Consider the following 19,240-nt stretch of genomic DNA (forward strand, 5'->3'; position numbering starts at 1 on the left):
GCACCTGCAACCCCGATCCCGTCTAATTATTTTTGGCCGACATGACGACCAGCTCCTTCGGGCATAGAAAGCGCCGCATGTGTTCCGGCGTAGCCCGCCAGCTTCGCTGCCACCTCATCCGAAGGCAGCGATGTGCCGCGCGCATTCAGGTCCATATGCAAAAGCAGGGTTTCGACAGTAGCTGCCAGTTTCGTCCAGCCCCCCAAAGCCGGTGGAACAGGTGCATCTTTTTGCCTTCGCCCTTCAAAACCTGAGTGGTGATGGTCAGAACATCCCCCTCATGCACTTCATCAAGGAACCGCACGTGGTTTTCCACGGTGAAATAGCTGCCACCTGCGGCGATGTAGGCCGCGTCGCAGCCAATCATCTCCATGAAACGATCGGTTGCCTGAGCTGAGGCTTCCAGATAGTTTGCCTCGTTCATGTGACCGTTATAATCAGTCCAGCTTTGCGGTACTTGACGGCTGACAGTTATGGGCAGGTCCACGGGTTCAGGATCTGGCAACGTGGCCTCATGGTCATTGATCGTGCCACCCGCACCACTGCCGGATTTCTTGAGTGCGCGCATCATACCGACAAGGTTGTCGTCACGCAGTTTTTCCAGTTCACGGATCGACATATGCCCGGATTGAGCATCGGATTGACCGGCAATCAGATCAACCAGTTCATCGGTAAACTCGGGCACGTCCATCAGCTTGGTCCACTCCCAGGCCAGTGCTGTGGAACGTCACTGACCTTTGACTCAATCGACAGCCAAAACCTCAATAAATCAGTGAATCGCGTCATTCAATTCTGACCCAAACGTCAAGCATTTCTGACCCAATACGAAAAACGGCCCTTCATCGAACTTGCGACGAAGGTGTCGAAAGAGCCCATTCTACCGGACGCTGCGTTTCGCTCCGATGACAGCAATGCGCTGGAAGCAGACTTTGCAATGTTTGGCGACTTCCTCCAATAACTCGTTGAAACAGTCGGTAGCGACAATCTTGGTTCGAGTGGGCAAGCTAAGAACTTGGATAAGTGCTCAGGGGTATGACGGCCGCAACAACCTCGATGCCGTCAGTGATTTTCAAAGCGCTGACGGCCGCTTTGCTATCTAAAACTGTGGTTTCGTGATATCCTTATACCGCCTTGGGGGCTACTATGGGCGATTTCTTTTGGATTGGAACTGCAATCGGCGCTGCCATTGGGCTGATTAATATGTTTTTCATTTTGAATTCTCGTCTCGGTCAGACCGGGTTGAACCAAGCCAAAACAATTTGGCAAGGCCTGTGGGTATGGGCGCTTTGGACCGTGTTCGGTGCCGATGTTCTGGCGCTCTGGCTTCTGGGCGTCGTTCTCTTGGGCTTATCGCGAATTTTGCGACGGGGTTCTGAGGCATGATAGTCGGGGAAGATGCGCCGCAGCGCCGCAAGTGAAACCGCGTCTCGACTGAGGTACAGCGCATTCGCGCGCAGTATGGTTGCGCCCGATGTTGCAAAGGTAGTGCGTAGGGAGAAAGCTCTGCCGGAATACATCGCTGCAAACAATGATCGCCCATCCCCGAAATGAATGTACGCTGTCGGGCTATAACGTAATTGGTCCGGGCCTCAGTAAAGGTCTTAATCTGCGGCATTACGTAGTAATTTGAGCCCCCAATCACTATATTAGTTTTAGCTGCAATTGGTTTTCGCGCTCATCCTGGGCATGAAAGTGTTGCGGACAATCAAAGGATCGAAAGCATGTCTTTCAAAGACCTGACGACCAGAGCGGATGCCGCGCTGAATGCCAATCATGCGGACAAGCCGAAAAAAGAACTGGCTCCCGAGGAACCTGACGTCGGCCCCGAAGAACCAAAGCCCAAGCGTCAAAGTTCATAAGACCCTGCCGGGAGTGGGTGACTTGTCCTTGAATACGTCTCCGAACGAGCGGTATCAGCTAAGGAGACGTACGCAAATGGACCAGATTACCAGTAAGACCACCGCAATCTTCTCCCGACCGTTCACATTCCCGGGCTTTGACGAAATGCTCCCGGCTGGTGAGTACGAAATAGAAACTGAGCTTTCTGCACCGCCCGACTATTTGGATCCAGAAGCCTGGAAAGCCTCGGTATTGGTTTACCTGCACCCCCGTGAAACCCATCCCGGGTTGGCGCGAACCTTGACCGTTTCTCTGGCTGATCTCGACAGTGCACGTGTACAGGACAAATTAACCAAGAAAGAGTTGTCGAAGTTTTTACTTGATCAACTTCTGGCCGATCCGATGGTGCAACTGATCATGGAAGCTGATGGTGTGTCCGAGACTCGACTTCGACACCTTTACTCGAGATCGGATATTTCAGAGTCGCCCGGCGGATCACCGGATTAAGGAGCCAAACGCTCAAAATACGGAGGCGACTTCCAAGACGCCCTCGCAATCCAAATAGCTGAGAATGAAGAAAAGCCTGTCCTTACCGCTAATCGCTCCTCGAATTGCAGGCGGCCCCTCTCGTTCGTTTGAACCTGGCATTTCCGGCACAATCTCCAAGCAACGGGAGAGCTTTTTCTCAACTCTTTCTTAAGGGGTAACTGAGTGACCCAAACTGAAACCAAGGTTATAAACTGATGAAAGAACCCGACAACGATACAGAAGCGATCTTGGAACGCGCCCTAAATGACGTGCCGCAAGAACGACCGTGTCTTCGTTGCAGAACTCCATTTTGGAGCGAAGGGTTTGGGGAGCGGATTTGTCGGCGCTGCAAAGGACTGAACGCGTGGCGAAACGGTGTGTCGGTTAGACCTGGGTTAGCTCGGCGTCGTTAATTTCTGACAACAGTGCAACCGCCCAAGCTTGATCATATTTCATGCGATATTATTGGTGTATAAGACTTCTTCACCCTGATTTTCCGTACCAGCCCATCGGTTAGCTTAATCTTTTCAAGATCGTGCAACTCATCGGGGGATCAAGGCTTGTTTGATGCTCCCCAGCAGCCCATCTATACTGGGCTAAAGTTTTTCTTTTTCGACCTGCTGTCTCCCAAAATCGGCGTTCAGTCTTTCGATTCAGACCGACCACGCCGAGCCGTCGCAATAGTGCGGGCGGCTGTTATTAGGAGACTTACACCATGGCAAATGGCACCGTGAAATGGTTCAACTCAACCAAAGGTTTCGGCTTCATTGAACCGGAAAATGGCAAGAACGACGTATTCGTACATATTTCGGCGCTTGAGCGGTCCGGCATCAGTGAACTTCAAGATGGCCAGAAGGTCACTTTTGAATTGGAATCTGGTCGTGACGGGCGCGATAACGCCGCTAACTTGGCGCTGGCCTAAACGTTTTTGGGCACCCTTATGGGTGCCCGTTTGGACATTTAAGTCCGATGAGAGATCGGAGGGCCACCAGGTTGCAACCTCAGGATTGGACTAGAGTTCTCGCGCAATACCGCGCATCGAACACCGGACGCAGTGTCTTCGAATTGACAATCACTGTTATACCTTTTGTTGTGTTATGGGTCGCTGCCTGGCATGCATTGTCCATTAGCGTCTGGATCTCCACTTCGCTGGCAATATTGAATGCCGCCTTCCTGGTCCGCTTGTTCATAATCATGCACGATTGCGGTCATGGGGCGTTTTTCAAAAGCCGTGTACTTTGCAATTGGACAGGCCGGTTTCTGGGTGTTCTGGCGCTCACACCATATGATGTCTGGCGCCAAACCCATGCAATTCACCATTCTTCAACCGGTAATCTGGATCGGCGCGGTATCGGAGACTTACCGACCTTGACTGTCGACGAATATGTGAACCGTAAGTGGATCGGACGCGCCTTGTATCGCTTGGTTCGACACCCATTGTTCATGTTTGGCGTCGTCCCAATCTATACGTTTTTTATCCTATATCGGCTACCCGTCGGATTAATGCATGCTGGCTGGCAGTATTGGCTAAGCGCAATGGCGACAAACGTTGTGATAGCTACTGTTTTGGGTGGAGTCTATTGGGTCGGAGGTGTGGATGCACTGTTGTTTGTGTTTCTCCCGACTATGATTTTAGCTGCTTCAATCGGTGTCTGGCTTTTCTACATCCAGCATCAATTCGAGCACACAACCTGGGAACACGAAGAGCAGTGGAAACTACAGCATGCAGCATTCTATGGCAGCTCTCACTATGCCCTACCTGGTCCTCTACGCTGGTTCACTGCGAATATAGGTGTGCACCATGTTCATCACATGGCCAGCCGGATACCTTTTTACAGACTTGATGAAGTGCTGCGCGATCACGGTGAACTCGCCGATTGTCAGCGCATTACGCTCTATGAAAGCCTGCACTGTGCGCGGCTGCACCTTTGGGACGAAAGCCGTCAACGCCTGCTGACATTTTCTGAGGCGTTATCGCACGCCAAAACTGCATAACTTTCAATGTACTCTGGCGCGCACGAGGTATGCTTCGATTGTATCCTCATTAAGTGCTCGAACGGCCTTTAGACGGTGGAGATCGGTCAGAGCCCTCATTACCTGTTCTTTGTGATGCAGCGGATGTCGGCTTCAGAGTGGCATGCTAAAGAGGCTACATAAGTAGTAACGGCTTTGCTAACACATACGGCGAATGCCAGGTTGAAACCAATTCTTTCTTCAGTATCGGGGCCTTGGTAATAGCGTTAGGCTCATGAACGTTGTAATACCGTCGCCAAGTGGTTATGTTAAGTCCACTAAAGTTCTGGTTTTCTGCGGCCTAGGCGTATCGCCAGCTAGAGTAAACTAAGTTCTTCCATCATGAAAATTCAGCTGTCACGTCCTCTACTTGGATCTGATGTTTGGGAAGGTTGCCGATGTTTTCGCGCACAACCACATCGCGTGTGACGTTTGTTGATCCGTTTTGGTGATCAGACGCACCGTTGGTTTGCCAAAGAACCACAACGCAATCATTGATCAAACGAGCTTCCGGTAGGCCCGAACTGCGCCTATCGGTCATCGCGGCTTGGGAATGGCCCTAGCGCGAGAATTAGAATGCGCAAAAAGACACAAAACAGCGTGGCGGCGCTTTCTCCGCCAGAGGATCTAAAATGACATTTCCAGAATGGACGAAACCAGGCATCTACGGTGCTTTGTGTGGTGCGATTGCGGTCTCAATCCTTGGCTTTACCTGGGGCGGTTGGACGACCAGCGGCAGCGCTCAAGAATTGGCTAAGGATCATGCAAGCGAAGAAGTGACGCTCGCGATGGTGCCGGTTTGCCTGAACAGGTCAGCCGCTGACCCGAGGCGCGAAGAAATAATCTTAACCCTCCAAGATGCCTCTGGCTTCAGTCGCCGTAAGGCTATGATGGATACGGGTTGGGCCACGCTGCCGGGGTCGGAAACGCCAAGCCGCGACCTTGCAGATGCCTGTATCGCGGGGCTTGAGCTGGATGGATCATAACTCAAAGGCAATGCCGCAACTCTGTCGGGCGATCTGGAGAGCGCATCTGTCACCAGGCATTCAGATCATTGCGGCGCTGATTGTGCTCCCAATCTGTGCTCTGCTTCTGTCTTCAACGCCTGCATATGCTCAATCCACATCGCAACCTGTGCCTGAAAATGCCACTGCAAAGAGCTACGGTGACGGCTGGAAATGTAACGCTGGGTACAGGCTGAGTGGCGATGTCTGCACCGTTGTCATAGTGCCAGCAAATGCGTATCCGACCAACCGCACCTATGGTTCTGGTTGGGAATGTCTTCATGGTTTTCGCAAGAACGATGATAAGGCCTGTGTTGCGGTGATTGTACCTGATGGCGGGTTTCTTGATCCATCAGGTGAGCGCTGGCATTGCTCGCGGGGTTTTCACAAAGTTGACGACGCGTGCCTAGAAATTGTCGTGCCCGCAAACGCTTATCTAGTAGCTACGACTTATGGACCCGCGTGGGAATGCAAACGTGGGTTTGAAGTATTGGACGACCTTTGCGTTGCCATTGTGGTCCCGACCAACGCTTATCTGAATTCATCAGGATACGGCCGACCCTGGACATGCGAACGTGGATTCTATGAGCAGGATGGCTCGTGCGCGGTCGTTGTGATCCCTGAACATGCCTACTTTGACGATGCAACCTACGGCACGGGATGGAAGTGCGAGCGGGGATACGCTGCCTCAGGTGAGAGCTGTGAAGTAATAGACCTTCCTGCGAATGCCCATCTCGACAGGTCCGGAAACCGTTGGGACTGCAACAAGAATTTCAAGTTATCTAAAGGCCTGTGCGTTCTCGATAACTGAGCGTGCGGCACGACTATTTCGACTTCAATATCAGATGGTGACGATAGCGTTGCCTTCGGTGTCGACCTCACAAGGGAAACAACATGAAAACCGACTTTAACGTGGCAAACACCATCCGTCGTCCCGTCAGTGGTGCACAAGCGCCGCCATTGACCAGCGAAGGACACACAAGATCAACCTCTGCCACTCAGATCGTCTTGCCGCCAACTGCGATTGTCTATTGCCAAGGTAACTTCGCCAACATCGATGGAAAAACTGCAAATGGCCTTGTTCGTCATTCAGAGGCCTACAGGATCCTGTCTGTCATCGATAGCAACCACGACGGCGAAGACAGCGGGCAGGTTCTTGACGATGCAGTAAACCACATTCCGGTCTTCAGAAGTTTGGACGCTGCTGTCGCCCATGAAGCCATCATCCCAGTTACCCTCATTTACGGGATGGCACCATCTACGGGGAGACTCTCATCGACAGATCGCGACGTTGTTCTCGACGCGATATCACTAGGTATGAACATCGTCAGTGGATTGCATGAATATCTGAGCGATGATCCGGAAATTGCGTCTTTTGCGGCCGAACGCAAAGTCACCATCCGAGACATTCGAAAACCTAAACCCAGCAAGGATATGCGCCTGTTCGATGGAAGTATTGCAGGTGTAAAGGCACTGCGCATAGCGGTTCTTGGAACCGATTGCGCCATTGGAAAACGGACAACAGCGACCGTATTGGCCCGCGCCTTGAACGCAAGGGGCATCAAGACTGTTCTTGTTGGTACGGGCCAGACAGGTTTGATGCAGGGCGCAAAATATGGAGTGGCAATGGATGCCGTACCGCCGCAGTTCTGCTGCGGTGAGCTTGAAGGTGCGATTGTTGACGCTTCCGAGGCTGAACAACCCGATGTCATATTGATCGAAGGCCAAGGAGCGTTGAGTCATCCGGCGTTTTGCACATCCGCCTTTATCCTGCGGGGCAGCCAGCCGGACGCCGTGATCCTTCAGCACGCTCCAAAGCGTGCACATCGCTGTGATTTTCCCAATATGCCAATGCCCAAACCTGCAAGTGAGATTGCCCTTATCGAAGCGTTTGCTGACACAAAAGTCATCGGTGTCACGCTCAATCACGAGGGGATGTCTGAGGCCGAAATTACCGACACTATCGCCGCCCTGTCACAAATACTCGGTTTACCCGTAACGGATGTGCTCAGCCGGCCAGCTTCGCATCTGCTTGCAATGGTTGTCGCCGCCTATCCTAGGTTGCACCAATCCACGCCTGTGGCTGCGATATGAGTACACCCCGCATTGAGGTGCATCTGAGCAAGATACGCCACAATGCAAAGACTGTGATCGGACGCCTCAGGACTCGCGGCATCAGCGTCACCGGTGTGACCAAAGCAGTGTGCGGGCATCCAGCCATCGCTCGGGCCATGCTGGACGGTGGCGCTGTGGGACTTGCAGAAGCGCGTCTTAGCAACGTGCGGAAGTTACGCAACGCGGGCATGACATGCCCGATCACCTTGATCCGCACTCCAACGCTGAGCCAGGTCGATCAGGTCGTCCAGTACTGTGAGACAAGCTACAACACGGAGATCCGCGTGATTACCGCTCTGGCTGCCGCCGCAATCCGGAAAGGCTGTATTCACGGCATTATTCTGATGGTTGAGATGGGCGATCTGCGTGAAGGGATCATGCCAAAATACCTCAGCTCAATTGCACAGCAAGTGGTGGATATGCGAGGTGTCGCGCTAAAAGGCATCGGAGCGAACTTCGCATGCCTGAGTGGAATTGCCCCGAATGCCGCAGACATGGACGCCTTGTCTATCTTGGCGAATGACACAGAGGGACAGTTTGGTACCTTCCTTCAGACGGTATCTGGCGGTAACTCGGCCAACCTTCCTTGGGCCTTCGGTGGACACCCAGCTGGGCGCATCAACGATTTAAGGCTGGGGGAAGCAATACTACTGGGCGTTGATCCGGTTTCCGGAGATCAGATAGATGAGATGTATACGGATGCCTTTACGCTTGTCGCCGAGGTCATTGAAACAGGGTCCAAACCTGAAACTCACCCTCAGAGCATCTGCGACCCGATATTTAAAAGACTTCACCTTGTCCCAAGAAGCGGACGGAGCACACAATTGGTTCTCGCCATTGGTCAGCAAGATACGGACGTTTTGGGGCTTTCTATGCCGCCAGGAAACAGACTCATCGGTGCAACAAGCGATCATCTTGTCATCGGCACATCCCATTCGACACAAAATGTAGGATCGGAAATAAGATTCCAAATGAACTATAGTGCGTTGATGAAAGCTATGTCCGCTCCTGACGTTAAAACAATGCTGCTCCATCGCAGTCCTTCACGACACGCGCGTGTCTCTCAAGGACCAGGCAATCACCTGGCATCAATTTGAAATACTCAACAGATAAATGCGTCGTTGAAAACGGATAGGAGAATAACCATTGGCAAAACTGAAAAAAACAACTGTCTTCAAAGCTCAAGTTCCCAAGGCGGAAACACCGATGGACAAAACATCGCGGGTCGTTCGGGAAATGGTCAACGAAGAAGCAGAGCAAAGACAGATCAAGAACGCCCGGCTTCGCAAAACTCGGCTCGAAAGGGATGCGAAGACACCATCTGAAGCCAGTCCGCCGAAGCCCGTAAAAAAGCGGTGACAGGATCGTTGGCCCTCCTCTCCGCGCGACTTGATTGAGCGAAACACAAACAAAGTGTCTAGCGAGCGCTGTATATCTCATGCATCAGTAGCGCCCGTACTCGTTTCAAGGATATTGCCATGACAAACTCAGATGAGAGATCAGAAAAAGTTCACTATATCTGCCAGACATATGTCGAACAGAAGCCAGGACGCGGAGGGCAAGGAAGCCTGAAAATAGGCAAGCAATTTGAGTACTCTACGGCAGCGGAAGCACAAAACAGAGCAGAAAGAGAAGCGCAATCCGACGATTGCGCTGGCGCCGATGCCTACATGGTCAGTGAAGATCCGAACAGTGGCGAAGTCGGGTCGCCAAGTTTCCTCATTAGGCTTGGCAACGTCCCGGAATTTGATGAGTTTTAAATATTTTGCTAGCTTCAGCTTAGCTCTCTATTTGCACCTTGAATTCGGTACTAACTCGACCAGATACACATCTTTTTGTGCCAGCAAAATAGACCATTTTGGACGTGGGTTTTGCAAAGAAACTAGGCCATGAATACCAAATAAAACGGTCATTGGTGCGAGCGCTGCGAAAGCTAATTTTCTCCTGCTTAGCGATGATCTCATCAACCGGCATCGAACGGCATGTTTCCAGATTTCCGCAACGATGGTGACAGCGACATGTCGATGTGTTAGCTGACGCCATGATCTGAACGTTTTCCATCCATCCGCATTCAACACGGACGTTTCCGTGACCATTGAAATGCGCGTATGAAAGGAAAACACATGAAACTTCCAGATCTCCCCCCGATTCAAGGCAAACGCTTCGACATCGAAACGCTTCAATACAATACCATCAGCCTGATGAAACAGGCGGATGAGGGTCCGACCTTCCTGCGCCACGCAGGGCGGGTGACCCACGTCGTCATGACCGAGGAACTGTTCGACGAGCTTTGGCCAGACCCGCGACGGGCCTGGAGTATTTACGAAATGCCACTCCGCGAGGAGCGTCTCCTTTTCGAGGCTTTGAACAGGTCACTCGCCGAGAGTGAGGATGACGACGGTTAGAAATTTGACGCCAGCCCGGGCGCTGCCGGTCTGTCACAGCGTCCGAAATTTCGCAACCCATGGATGTTTGACGCCTCGGTAACAAACCACGAACGACGCAGTAGGGGTTTTATGTGAAGCGATCCTTGGTTGAGTAGCTGCAGTGCACGGCACCTTCTATGACCCACATCGAAACGGAAGTCCTATCGCGAAAAGAAGCTGAAGTAGAGGGCTTGGGTTGTGGGGATTTCTGTTCGCTTTACCACTCGGCGGATGGAAACCAGGCTTTGATCTGCGACCATTTACTGAAACAAAGATGATCGCACCTTAAAAAGTCAGCTGAAGTCTGTCGGTTCTGGGGCTTCGTCGCTCCGCTTGATTTCAGGAAGAAACGCGTTCAGGCTCTGTACGTATTCCACAATTACATCACCAACTTTCTCTGACGGTCGTGACACTTCGTCGAGAATTTGCCGCGCGGCTTCCTCGATGCTTACACCTCGTTCCGCTGCGATAATTCGCAGACGTCCATAAACTTCGACCGATAAGTTTTTGACAGTCAAATTCGTCATTGGAACCTCCACTTCGGAACCTACTATCATATCCTAGACGCAATTGCGTTGTCGTCATTTTAGTCATTTGCACTAAAAAAACGATCCCTGCCAGATAGTTTTGGCCCGCCCATCGGACCGTCGGAGCACCTTGCGGCTAAGGTCCAAAGCGAGCCCAAAGTGCAAAATGCTGCAGAACCTACCAATGGCTTCAAATTCGCGAAACTGGACGGTGGTGAGATTGAAAGCAGTTCAAAAAGTGCATTTGCCTAGCATTTCCAGTTACAACCGTATCAGCCAGCTCTGCCCTATTCGTTCAAAGCAGGTCGTTCTATTCGCGGCCTTCAAGGGTGAAACCCAAGATCTTTGACAGGACACCACCGTGTCGCAGCAGGTCGACCTCTTGGAATGTGTCCACCGCCGCTTTGCAGCGGATATCGCCCAGCAATTCGGTGCCGCGCTGCCACTGCAAAGTAGTTTCCAGACCAGGCATCAGCGTCTCGGGTGGCAGGTTCACAGCGAAGCGATCCCCGGCGCGAATGCCCGCCGTCTTGGGATCGAACCCGTCAATTATCTGCACCGGTACCACGCCCATACCGATCAGGTTGGTGCGGTGGATGCGCTCGAAACTTTTGGCGAGCACTGCGCGGATGCTCAGTAGTGCCACGCCTTTGGCCGCCCAGTCGCGGCTAGAGCCCATGCCATAGCGGTCACCGGCCAGAATGATAGTGGGCTGCCCTTGATCCGCCAGGATTTGGGCTGCTTCGTGCAAGGGCAGGATGCGCCCATCCTCGAGCGTTGTCTCAGCAGGGGCCAGCCCCTCTTGCAGGAAGTTCACCGCCAGCCTGTTTGTGAAGAGGCCACGTAGCATGACCTCCCAATTGCCGCGATAGGCGGCATAGACATTCATGTCCTTGGGATCACCGCCGCGAGCGCACAGCCATTTGCCCGCCAAACTGGTTGGATCCACCCACCCCGCCGGCGAAATATGGTCGGTCGTCATATCATCCCCAAGCACCATCAGAGGCGTGGCGGTATAGTCGCCTAACCGCGATTGCTGAGGCTCGGCGGTGAATTTCGGCCGCCGCAGATAGCGCGAGGTTGGCTCCCACGGGAAGCGCGTGCTGTCATGGACCTTAATCCGGTTCCACGCGGCATTATGGGTGGCCGCAGCAAAGGCGGCGGGAACGTCCGCCTGACGATAGCCCGCCTTTAGAAGTGCCTTTATTTCAGAGATATCGGGCCAGATGTCGCGCAGATAGATCGGCTGACCCTCTGCGCCCTTGCCGATCGGGTCATTCAAGATATCGCCAAAAATATCGCCCTTCAACGCATAGGCCACGACCAAGGGTGGCGAGGCCAGATAGCCCAGATCCAGCTTCGGATGCACCCTCCCCGGAAAGTTGCGATTGCCCGACAGCACGGCGCTGATCGCCTTGCCGTCCTCCAGCGCGGTCTCGATCACCTCGGGCAAGGGGCCGGAATTGCCGATGCAGGTGGTGCAGCCATGGCCAACCAGATCAAACCCCAGTGCCGATAAATCGGGGATAAGGCCCGCGCGCTGCAGATAATCCCGCGCCGACGGCGAGCCCGGCGCCATCGAGGTTTTAACCCAGAACGGCGTCGTCAGCCCTAGCGCCCGCGCCTTGCGCGCCAACAACCCGGCCGCGATCATCATGTAGGGATCCGAGGTATTGGTGCAGCTAGTGATCGCGGCAATCCCCACCGCGCCATCGGGCACCACGCCTTCGATGCGCGGCGCACGGGACAGCAGACGGTCCAGCGCCGTCTCGACCCGCGCTGCGGCCTGTGCCGGGGTGCAGGTGTCCTGTGGGCGGCGCGGGCCAGAAATAGTCGGGGTGATCGAGGTCAGATCAATCTCGACCGCCCGATCAAAGCGCGGAGTGGTCGCGGGATCGAACCACAGACCCGTGGCACGAAAAACAGGTTCGATACTGCCCGTCAAACTGCAGGGCCGTGCGGTGCGTTTCAGATAGGCAACGGTTTCGCCATCCACCGGGAAAAACCCTGTCGAGGCACCGTATTCCGGCGCCATATTGGCAATCACCGCGCGGGCATCGGCGCTGAGCGTAGACAGGCCGGGGCCGCAGAACTCGACAAAACTGCTGGAGACATCAAGCACCCGCAACCGGTGCGTCACTTCAAGCGCCAGATCGGTCGGCATGGTGCCCTCGGGCAGCTGACCAGTCAGGCGCACGCCCACCACTTCGGGCATGCTCAGGGTCGTGGCTTGGCCGAACATGACGCTCTCCGCCTCGAGCCCGCCAATCCCCCAGCCCAGCACGCCAATGCCATTGATCATCGGCGTGTGGCTGTCAGTGCCCAACAGCATGTCAGGGTGGGCCCGTCCATCGGAGCCGATCTCAAGCACTGTTGCCAGTTGTTCAAGGTTGATCGTGTGCATGATCCCGGTGCCCGGCGGATGCACCGTAACCCCATCCATATTCTGTGATGCCCATTTCATGAAGCTATACCGCTCGCCGTTGCGGGCGATTTCGTTGCGAGCATTGGCTGAGAACGCCGCCAGCGTGGCATAGCGATCCACCGCCAATGAGTGATCAACTGAGACGTTGACCGGCAGGTTCGGGGAGAGAACGCCCGGGTCGCCATCAGCCTCGGCCACCGCGTCGCGCATCCCGGCAATGTCCGCCAGTGCGGGCGTGCAGGTGGTGTCGTGCATTAGGATGCGGTTGGGCATGAAGGTGAGCTCAAACCCATCGTTTCGCCCCTCAAGCCAGGCATCCAGCGCCGCTACAAGCGCGTCCGACTGGCCGGTGGCGCGTAGGTGGTTTTCGGCTAGAAGACGCAGGATAAAAGGCAACCGATCCAGTCGGTCGCCCAAAACACGTGGAAGGTCCGTGGCCCTTAAACGGCGCGTCCCTGCATCAATTTCCAGATCGGGGATCACCTTATCCTCGCTGGAGTCCAAATGGATAGTGGCCGCAGTCACACGAGTTTGACCTTGCTATGCAATACTCCATCGGCGTCGCCATAGATCCAGTCGCCCGGCGCAATGGTCACACCGCCGATGTGAATATCGCAGCCAGCTTTGCCCCAGCCCATTTTCGCGCTTTTCACCGGCGAGGTTGCCAGTGCGAAGACCTGCGTCGCCATCTGCTCGATCTCAGCGCTGTCGCGAATGGAGGCGTTGAGAACCAGCCCCACCCATCCGTTATTGATCGCCATTTTCGCGATCATATCCCCTAGAATGGCAATGCGGGTGGAACCGCCGCCATCTACGACCAACACGCGGCCCTCGCCGGGCCTTTCCAACTGCGCGCGCATGACCATGTTGTCTTCGAAACACTTCACGGTCTGCACTGGGGCGGCGAAATGCGGTGCCGTGCCGAAGCGACGAAACGGCAAGTGAACAAGCGACAGTTTGTCGGCGTGGTCATCAATTAGGTCAGCAGTTTTCATTTCGGTCTCACATATTTGCGTAGGTTGCTTTCAGGTCGGCCACGTCGGCCTCGCTCAGGAGGCGCGTCTTTTGCCCGCGCAGTGCTACAAGAAGTTTGGCAGTTTCTTCCAGCTCTTCTGCCGCGCACACGGCCGAGAACAGATCCTTGCCCGACACCACGGGGCCGTGATTGGCCAGCAGAACTGCGCTGTACGCGCCCTTCAGGTCACGGATCAGTTCGCCCGATTTCGGGTCGCCCGGTTTGACGTAAGGCACCAGTTTCACCGTGCCCACGCGCATCACCACATAGGGTGTCAGTGGTGGAATGCAGTCATCGGGGTTGGTGTCTTGTAGACAGGAAAGAGCGGTCGCCCAGGTCGAATGCAGGTGCACCACGGCCCCCGCCTGCGGACGGGTTTCATAGAAGGCCTGATGCAGGAACACTTCCTTGGTCGGACGGTCGCCCGCCACGTGATTGCCATCCAGATCGATTTTGCTAATCCGGTCGGGATCAATCGCGCCCAAAGTAGAATTGGTCGGTGTCATGAGGATGCCATCGGGCAGTCGGGCTGAGACATTGCCCGCCGTCCCGACCGAAAAGCCCCGGTTGAACAGGGACGCACAGAGGTTCGACATCTCTTGGCGCAGATCTGCTTCGGTGCTCATGTCCTCCCCTCCATGATGCGCAGAGCTTTAGTAAAGAAGTCCGGCGCGCCGAAATTTCCTGATTTCAGCGCAAGCGAGATCGGTTGATCCTCGCCCAGTGTCAGGACTGGAACGCCAGGGTCGATTTCCGCGCCGATACGCATCGCAGGCGAGCCAAGTTCGCCCGCCACTGCCTGCGCCACCGCGCCCGAAGTTTCGCCGCCCGCCACAACGATCCGGCGATAGCCGCGTTGCACCAGTGCGCGGGCGGTGTCGGCAAACAGAGCGTCCAGCTTCTCGGCCACGGCCTCGCGACCGAACTTGCCTTGAATCGCTTTCACCTCGTCGGGGGTGCCAGAAGAATGGACCAGGGGCGCATTGCCGGTGTTCTCAGCGATGAATTCCAGCAGGTCATCCATTGTGACCCTCCCATTCATGACGCCGGGTACGTCGATGGCATAGGTCGGATGCGATTTCTGATGCTCGGCCAGCTGACCGCGCGTCGCACCAGAGCACGACCCCGCCAGAATGGCCGCGGGGCCTTGAATGCCTTCTGCAGAGGGCAAATTGGCCTTGGCCTGACCGCTGCGAATGAAGTTGCGCGGCAAGCCCAGCGTGATGCCCGAACCGCCCGTAACCAGCGCAGCGCCTTCAAGTGCCTCGCCCAGCGTCAGCAAGTCTTCGTCAGATACGGCATCGGTCACAGCATAGTGTTCTTCCGCACCTTGCAGCGCAGCCCGCACCTGTTCGGACCCGGCCAACACGGTCGACAGCGGCAAATGACCCACCGCATGCTCGGTCTGCAAGCGCAGGAAGCGGCGCAGGTCGGGATCCGTCATCGGCGTCAACGGATGGTTCTGCATCCCACTTTCGCTTAGCAGCATGTCATGCACGAACAGATGGCCCTGGTAGACCGTGCGCCCGGTCGTCGGAAAGGCCGGACAGACCACCACGCCGCGCGCCCCCAGCTTGGCGGCCAGAGCATCGGCCACCGGGCCGATATTGCCTTCAGGCGTTGAATCAAAGGTCGAGCAATACTTGAATACGATCTGCTTGCAGCCCTGATCCAGAAGCCATTTCAGCGCCTCGAGGCTTTCGCGCACCGCATCTTCAACCGGGTTCGAACGCGACTTCAGACTAACAACGCCGGCGTCGATGTCCGGTGCGGCAGGGCCAGTAGGCACGCCGGGATACTGGGCGGTTCTCAGACCTCCTTCGCCGTCAATGCCTTTGGCCAGAGTGTTGGCGACATCGCTGCCGCCAGTGAAATCATCTGCGATAACGCCAATTAGCATTGCTGAACCTCGTTATTGTGTTCGATCCGGCGGCGGATTTCTTCAATCGCGGCCTCAGGGCTGGTCAGAACAGGAACGTCAGTGCATTCGCGCACCGCATTCGCAGCGCTGGCCATGGAAAACTGCGCCAGCAGGATGACATCCGCATCAGTGATCATGGCGGCGGTATTGGCAATCAATCGGTCGTGAGTTTCGTCGTCGCCAGCCTTTTTGGCGTCCAGCGCGCCCTCGCAAAAGACCGAGGTGATTTGCGCGATGCTGCCTTTCTCGCGAGCAGCCTCAAGGAACTCATCCTCCATCCCACCGGCGGCAGGTTGGAAAGTGTACAGCATGACAACTCGGTCTCCGTGGGAGAATGCCGCTTCGAACATAGCTTCGTTAGGCTTCATTACTGGAATGCCCGCCTCGAAATTGGCACGTTCGATGGCCGCCCCGAAGGCGGAACAGGTGAATAAAACCCCATCGGCCTCTGCAGCCTCGGCATAGCGGGAAAGGTCGATTATCCGGCGCAGAAGGTCAGCGGAAAGTTCCGCCGATTTCGCACGATCCACCGAAAGACCCTCTTCCAATATCGAGATCATCTCGGCTTCCGGCCAAAGCTTCTCTGCAGCATCCTCGATCGGATCAATCGCCACTTTGGTTGCATGAATAAGCGCTATGCGCGGTCGGTCTTTCATCTTTTTTGCGTCCTGAAATATTCGGCGACACCACAGGGAGAGAGGCAGTGCCGCCGAAAAGCTGCGGGCAAGAGTTGCCCGCAAGGAGTATCCTCAAGCTGCAACGCTTTCGCGCGCTACGGCTTCTGCGACGAGGGAGCCAAAGGCGTCACAGTTCACGGATCCACCCAAGTCACGGGTGCGGTTTTCCGAGACGTCGATCACTGCGTCCACGGCGTCGGCAATGGCTTGACCGGCATCCATCAACTTCTGGATGCCACGCTGTTTGCCCAGCCAGGTCAGCATCATGGCCGCTGATAGGATCAACGAGGTCGGGTTGGCGACGTTCTGCCCCTGAATATCCGGCGCCGATCCATGTTGCGCCTGAGCGCAGCACAGACCGGTTTCAGCGTTGGCGTTGATCGACCCTGCCAGACCCAATGACCCAGACAATTCCGACGCTAGATCCGACAGGATGTCCCCGTAAAAGTTGGTAGCTACCACCACGTCGTAAGCTTCGGGTTTGCGCACAAGAAGTGCGGCGAAAGCATCGACGATCAGCTCTTCGGTTTCAACTTCGGGGAAGTCCTTGGCCACTTCGCGGAAGCATTCCAGGAACAGTCCGTCGGTCATCAGGAACGAGTTTGCCTTGTGGATCGCCGCAACCTTCTTGTTGCGTTGCATTGCCAATTTGAAGGCTTCGCGACAAATCCGCATCGAGCCGTGGCGGGTGATCTTGCGTACCGACAGCGCCATGTCGGGGTCGGGCATCATCTCGCCCACGCCCTTGTACATGTTTCTGTCAGGGTAGAAGCCCTCGGTGGCTTCACGCATGATCACCAAATCCATGCCTGGCGCTTTGTTCGGGATGAAGCTGCGGGTACGTGCGGGACGTACGTTTGCATAGAGGTCCAGCCCGATGCGGAAGCCAGCCGACACGTTGCGTCCACCTTCGACAACCGGGGGATAATCCATGTGTGACTGAGTGCCTAGGATCACACCGTCAAATTCGGTGCGGGCGCGATCCAGAACCTCTTCCCGCAGGGTGATGCCGTGGTTCTTTAAGCTGGTGAAACCGCTCTCTTCTTCATGGAAGGTCAGTCCCAGATCAAAGCGTTTGTTCGCAGCTTCGACAACTTCCAGGGTCGCCGCCATGATTTCCGGCCCGATACCATCGCAGGGCAGTGTCATGATACGCATACTAGTCTCCTATGATCGGCCATTTGGCCAAGTTCGTTGAGGGTGTCGGCTCAGTCGCCGACGAATTCTTCTTGATCGCGTGCGGCTTCCATCCGCTTCTTCATGCGACGCCCCATCAGCATGGGCAGCACGAAGCCGGCGATTGCGACAAGCCACAGGATAATGGCCAGGGGACTGCCGACGAGGATGAACCAGTCGCCATCCGAGATCGTCATGGCGCGGCGCAGGTTCACTTCCATCTGGTTGCCTAGGAGAATGCCAAGGATCACGGGCACCAGAGACACGTCGAGTTTGCGCAGAACCCAGCCAGCAATCCCAAAGCCCACCATCAGCATCACGTCAAAGGTCGAGCCGGTGATCGAATAGATGCCTACGAAGGAAATCATCGCGACGATCGGCATCAGGATCCGGGTCGGGACCATAAGCACACGGGTGAAGATGCCTACCAGCGGGATGTTCATGGCCAGTAGGATGAAGTTCGCAAGGAACAGCGAGGCGATCAGGCCCCACACGATGTCCGGGCTTTTCGAAAACAGCAGCGGACCAGGCGTGATGTTCAGCTGCAGCAGCACTGCCAACAGAACCGCCGTTGTCCCCGAACCGGGAACACCCAGCGCCAGCATCGGCACCAGTGCGCCACCCGAGGCCGCGTTGTTGCCCGCTTCCGGTGCCGCGACGCCGCGCGGGTCACCTTTGCCGAAGGTCTTGCCATCACGGTCAACCGCTTGCTTTTCCAGCGAGTAAGCCAGGAACGAGCCCAGCGACGCGCCCGCACCGGGCAGAACGCCCGAGAAGAAGCCAAGACCCGTGCCGCGCGCCATCGAGGGAAGGCAGCGCTTGATCATCTTGAAGTCGGGCATGATCCGGCCAATTTTGGTTGCCCCGGCTGAGCCGACTGCGCCACCGCGGTGATGCTCGAGGAAGATGAACACCTCGCTCAGTGCGAACAAGCCGACGATCGCAATCAGGAAGTCGATGCCGTCATAAAGGTGTACGTGGTCGAAGGTGAAACGCTGCGAGCCCGTCTGGCTGTCGCTGCCAATCATGGCAATGCCCAGTCCCAGCGCTGCCGCAAATGCCGATTTTGCCTGGTTAGTGGACGAGATGCCGCCAAGGGTTGCAAAGGCCACCGTGAACAGTACGAAATACTCGGCCGGTCCAAATAGAAGGGCTATTTTCACCAACTGCGGGGCCAGAACGACCAGACCACAGGTGGCCACGAAGGCACCTACGAACGAGGCAACCCCAGACAGCGACAGGGCCTCGCCTGCCTTGCCCTGCTGGGCCATCGGATAGCCGTCCAGACAGGTCATCATCGCCGGTTCGTCGCCGGGAATATTCAGTAGGATCGAGCTGATCCGTCCCCCATACATGGCACCGTAATAGACACTGACCAGCAGGATCAGAGATGCGGTCGGGCCCAGACCCAACGAGAAGGCAATGGGGATCAGGATCGCTACACCATTGGCTGGGCCAAGACCCGGAAGTGCACCCATCAACGTTCCCAGAAAGCAGCCGATGACCGCCAGCAACAGGTTCTGCGGGGTGAGTGCGATGGCAAAGCCATCTGCAAGAAGAGACAGAATTTCCAT

19 protein-coding genes and 1 pseudogene are annotated in these 19,240 nt (G+C 55.6%); 11 read left to right on the top strand and 9 right to left on the bottom strand.

Annotation, left to right across the window (positions count from 1 at the left end; all coding sequences use genetic code 11):
• Nucleotides 1-26 precede the first annotated feature (26 nt).
• Nucleotides 27-718: pseudogene (locus AC2FJZ_RS10010) on the bottom strand (thioesterase family protein); the annotation flags it as partial.
• Nucleotides 719-1,143: 425 nt separating this feature from the next.
• On the opposite strand from AC2FJZ_RS10010, the gene AC2FJZ_RS10015 reads away from it, so the two are divergent.
• The 11 genes from AC2FJZ_RS10015 to AC2FJZ_RS10065 all read left to right on the top strand — a co-directional run bounded on the left by AC2FJZ_RS10015 (nt 1,144) and on the right by AC2FJZ_RS10065 (nt 9,904).
• A complete protein-coding gene (locus AC2FJZ_RS10015) occupies nt 1,144-1,383 on the top strand; it encodes a hypothetical protein (RefSeq protein WP_496669359.1) in 240 nt (79 codons plus the stop codon).
• Between the two features lie 338 nt (nt 1,384-1,721).
• Nucleotides 1,722-1,859, top strand: a complete 138-nt coding sequence (locus AC2FJZ_RS10020; protein ID WP_496669357.1) for a hypothetical protein — start codon at nt 1,722-1,724, stop codon at nt 1,857-1,859.
• A 76-nt stretch (nt 1,860-1,935) separates the two neighbouring features.
• Nucleotides 1,936-2,346: a hypothetical protein gene (locus tag AC2FJZ_RS10025; RefSeq protein ID WP_496669356.1), complete on the top strand. Its 411-nt coding sequence runs from the start codon at nt 1,936-1,938 to the stop codon at nt 2,344-2,346.
• A gap of 736 nt (nt 2,347-3,082) precedes the next feature.
• On the top strand, nt 3,083-3,289 hold the full coding sequence (locus AC2FJZ_RS10030; RefSeq protein ID WP_496669354.1) for a cold-shock protein: 207 nt from the start codon (nt 3,083-3,085) through the stop codon (nt 3,287-3,289).
• A 143-nt stretch (nt 3,290-3,432) separates the two neighbouring features.
• On the top strand, nt 3,433-4,362 hold the full coding sequence (locus AC2FJZ_RS10035) for a fatty acid desaturase (protein ID WP_496777361.1): 930 nt from the start codon (nt 3,433-3,435) through the stop codon (nt 4,360-4,362).
• A gap of 650 nt (nt 4,363-5,012) precedes the next feature.
• The gene (locus tag AC2FJZ_RS10040; RefSeq protein WP_496669350.1) at nt 5,013-5,366 is read left to right on the top strand and encodes a hypothetical protein; all 354 of its coding nucleotides are present in this window, start codon (nt 5,013-5,015) and stop codon (nt 5,364-5,366) included.
• Nucleotides 5,367-6,278: 912 nt separating this feature from the next.
• Nucleotides 6,279-7,478: an N-acetyltransferase DgcN family protein gene (locus tag AC2FJZ_RS10045; RefSeq protein WP_496777363.1), complete on the top strand. Its 1,200-nt coding sequence runs from the start codon at nt 6,279-6,281 to the stop codon at nt 7,476-7,478.
• Nucleotides 7,475-8,596 carry an alanine/ornithine racemase family PLP-dependent enzyme gene (locus tag AC2FJZ_RS10050; RefSeq protein ID WP_496777365.1) on the top strand — a complete coding sequence of 374 codons (1,122 nt, stop codon included), beginning with the start codon at nt 7,475-7,477 and terminating at the stop codon, nt 8,594-8,596. Before AC2FJZ_RS10045 ends, AC2FJZ_RS10050 begins: the two co-directional genes overlap by 4 nt.
• Nucleotides 8,597-8,645: 49 nt before the next feature.
• Nucleotides 8,646-8,858: a hypothetical protein gene (locus tag AC2FJZ_RS10055; protein ID WP_496777366.1), complete on the top strand. Its 213-nt coding sequence runs from the start codon at nt 8,646-8,648 to the stop codon at nt 8,856-8,858.
• Nucleotides 8,859-8,977: 119 nt separating this feature from the next.
• Complete coding sequence (locus tag AC2FJZ_RS10060; RefSeq protein WP_496669341.1) at nt 8,978-9,259, top strand: hypothetical protein; 282 nt, start codon at nt 8,978-8,980, stop codon at nt 9,257-9,259.
• A gap of 363 nt (nt 9,260-9,622) precedes the next feature.
• Nucleotides 9,623-9,904 (top strand): hypothetical protein, encoded by a 282-nt coding sequence (locus AC2FJZ_RS10065; protein ID WP_496669339.1) that lies wholly within the window; start codon nt 9,623-9,625, stop codon nt 9,902-9,904.
• Between the two features lie 314 nt (nt 9,905-10,218).
• Here the strand turns inward: AC2FJZ_RS10065 and AC2FJZ_RS10070 are convergent, their stop codons facing one another.
• The 8 genes from AC2FJZ_RS10070 to AC2FJZ_RS10105 all read right to left on the bottom strand — a co-directional run bounded on the left by AC2FJZ_RS10070 (nt 10,219) and on the right by AC2FJZ_RS10105 (nt 19,240).
• Nucleotides 10,219-10,452 carry a FitA-like ribbon-helix-helix domain-containing protein gene (locus tag AC2FJZ_RS10070; RefSeq protein ID WP_282027305.1) on the bottom strand — a complete coding sequence of 78 codons (234 nt, stop codon included), beginning with the start codon at nt 10,450-10,452 and terminating at the stop codon, nt 10,219-10,221.
• A 310-nt stretch (nt 10,453-10,762) separates the two neighbouring features.
• The gene (gene acnA / locus AC2FJZ_RS10075; protein ID WP_496777368.1) at nt 10,763-13,402 is read right to left on the bottom strand and encodes an aconitate hydratase AcnA; all 2,640 of its coding nucleotides are present in this window, start codon (nt 13,400-13,402) and stop codon (nt 10,763-10,765) included.
• Nucleotides 13,399-13,872 (bottom strand): ribonuclease E activity regulator RraA, encoded by a 474-nt coding sequence (gene rraA, locus AC2FJZ_RS10080; protein ID WP_480738572.1) that lies wholly within the window; start codon nt 13,870-13,872, stop codon nt 13,399-13,401. The genes acnA and rraA overlap by 4 nt, the downstream gene beginning before the upstream one ends.
• Before the next feature lie 7 nt (nt 13,873-13,879).
• Entirely contained in the window at nt 13,880-14,518 is a 639-nt protein-coding gene (otnC, locus tag AC2FJZ_RS10085; RefSeq protein ID WP_480738570.1) for a 3-oxo-tetronate 4-phosphate decarboxylase, read from the bottom strand.
• Entirely contained in the window at nt 14,515-15,792 is a 1,278-nt protein-coding gene (gene otnK / locus AC2FJZ_RS10090) for a 3-oxo-tetronate kinase (protein WP_496777370.1), read from the bottom strand. The genes otnC and otnK overlap by 4 nt, the downstream gene beginning before the upstream one ends.
• On the bottom strand, nt 15,786-16,469 hold the full coding sequence (locus AC2FJZ_RS10095; protein WP_480855722.1) for an aspartate/glutamate racemase family protein: 684 nt from the start codon (nt 16,467-16,469) through the stop codon (nt 15,786-15,788). The genes otnK and AC2FJZ_RS10095 overlap by 7 nt, the downstream gene beginning before the upstream one ends.
• A gap of 93 nt (nt 16,470-16,562) precedes the next feature.
• A complete protein-coding gene (locus AC2FJZ_RS10100; RefSeq protein ID WP_496777372.1) occupies nt 16,563-17,648 on the bottom strand; it encodes an isocitrate/isopropylmalate dehydrogenase family protein in 1,086 nt (361 codons plus the stop codon).
• A 50-nt stretch (nt 17,649-17,698) separates the two neighbouring features.
• A complete protein-coding gene (locus tag AC2FJZ_RS10105) occupies nt 17,699-19,240 on the bottom strand; it encodes a tripartite tricarboxylate transporter permease (RefSeq protein WP_299637589.1) in 1,542 nt (513 codons plus the stop codon).

Source organism: Ruegeria sp. CDSA079, from assembly GCF_059612245.1.

Coding starts and splice junctions, on each gene's coding strand:
- rraA (WP_480738572.1), bottom strand. CDS start 13,872: ATGAAAACTGCTGACCTAATTGATGACCACGCCGACAAACTGTCGCTT.
- AC2FJZ_RS10040 (WP_496669350.1), top strand. CDS start 5,013: ATGACATTTCCAGAATGGACGAAACCAGGCATCTACGGTGCTTTGTGT.
- AC2FJZ_RS10070 (WP_282027305.1), bottom strand. CDS start 10,452: ATGACGAATTTGACTGTCAAAAACTTATCGGTCGAAGTTTATGGACGT.
- AC2FJZ_RS10100 (WP_496777372.1), bottom strand. CDS start 17,648: ATGCGTATCATGACACTGCCCTGCGATGGTATCGGGCCGGAAATCATG.
- AC2FJZ_RS10045 (WP_496777363.1), top strand. CDS start 6,279: ATGAAAACCGACTTTAACGTGGCAAACACCATCCGTCGTCCCGTCAGT.
- AC2FJZ_RS10105 (WP_299637589.1), bottom strand. CDS start 19,240: ATGGAAATTCTGTCTCTTCTTGCAGATGGCTTTGCCATCGCACTCACC.
- AC2FJZ_RS10095 (WP_480855722.1), bottom strand. CDS start 16,469: ATGAAAGACCGACCGCGCATAGCGCTTATTCATGCAACCAAAGTGGCG.
- AC2FJZ_RS10030 (WP_496669354.1), top strand. CDS start 3,083: ATGGCAAATGGCACCGTGAAATGGTTCAACTCAACCAAAGGTTTCGGC.
- AC2FJZ_RS10065 (WP_496669339.1), top strand. CDS start 9,623: ATGAAACTTCCAGATCTCCCCCCGATTCAAGGCAAACGCTTCGACATC.
- AC2FJZ_RS10060 (WP_496669341.1), top strand. CDS start 8,978: ATGACAAACTCAGATGAGAGATCAGAAAAAGTTCACTATATCTGCCAG.
- AC2FJZ_RS10050 (WP_496777365.1), top strand. CDS start 7,475: ATGAGTACACCCCGCATTGAGGTGCATCTGAGCAAGATACGCCACAAT.
- otnC (WP_480738570.1), bottom strand. CDS start 14,518: ATGAGCACCGAAGCAGATCTGCGCCAAGAGATGTCGAACCTCTGTGCG.
- AC2FJZ_RS10015 (WP_496669359.1), top strand. CDS start 1,144: ATGGGCGATTTCTTTTGGATTGGAACTGCAATCGGCGCTGCCATTGGG.
- AC2FJZ_RS10025 (WP_496669356.1), top strand. CDS start 1,936: ATGGACCAGATTACCAGTAAGACCACCGCAATCTTCTCCCGACCGTTC.
- otnK (WP_496777370.1), bottom strand. CDS start 15,792: ATGCTAATTGGCGTTATCGCAGATGATTTCACTGGCGGCAGCGATGTC.
- AC2FJZ_RS10020 (WP_496669357.1), top strand. CDS start 1,722: ATGTCTTTCAAAGACCTGACGACCAGAGCGGATGCCGCGCTGAATGCC.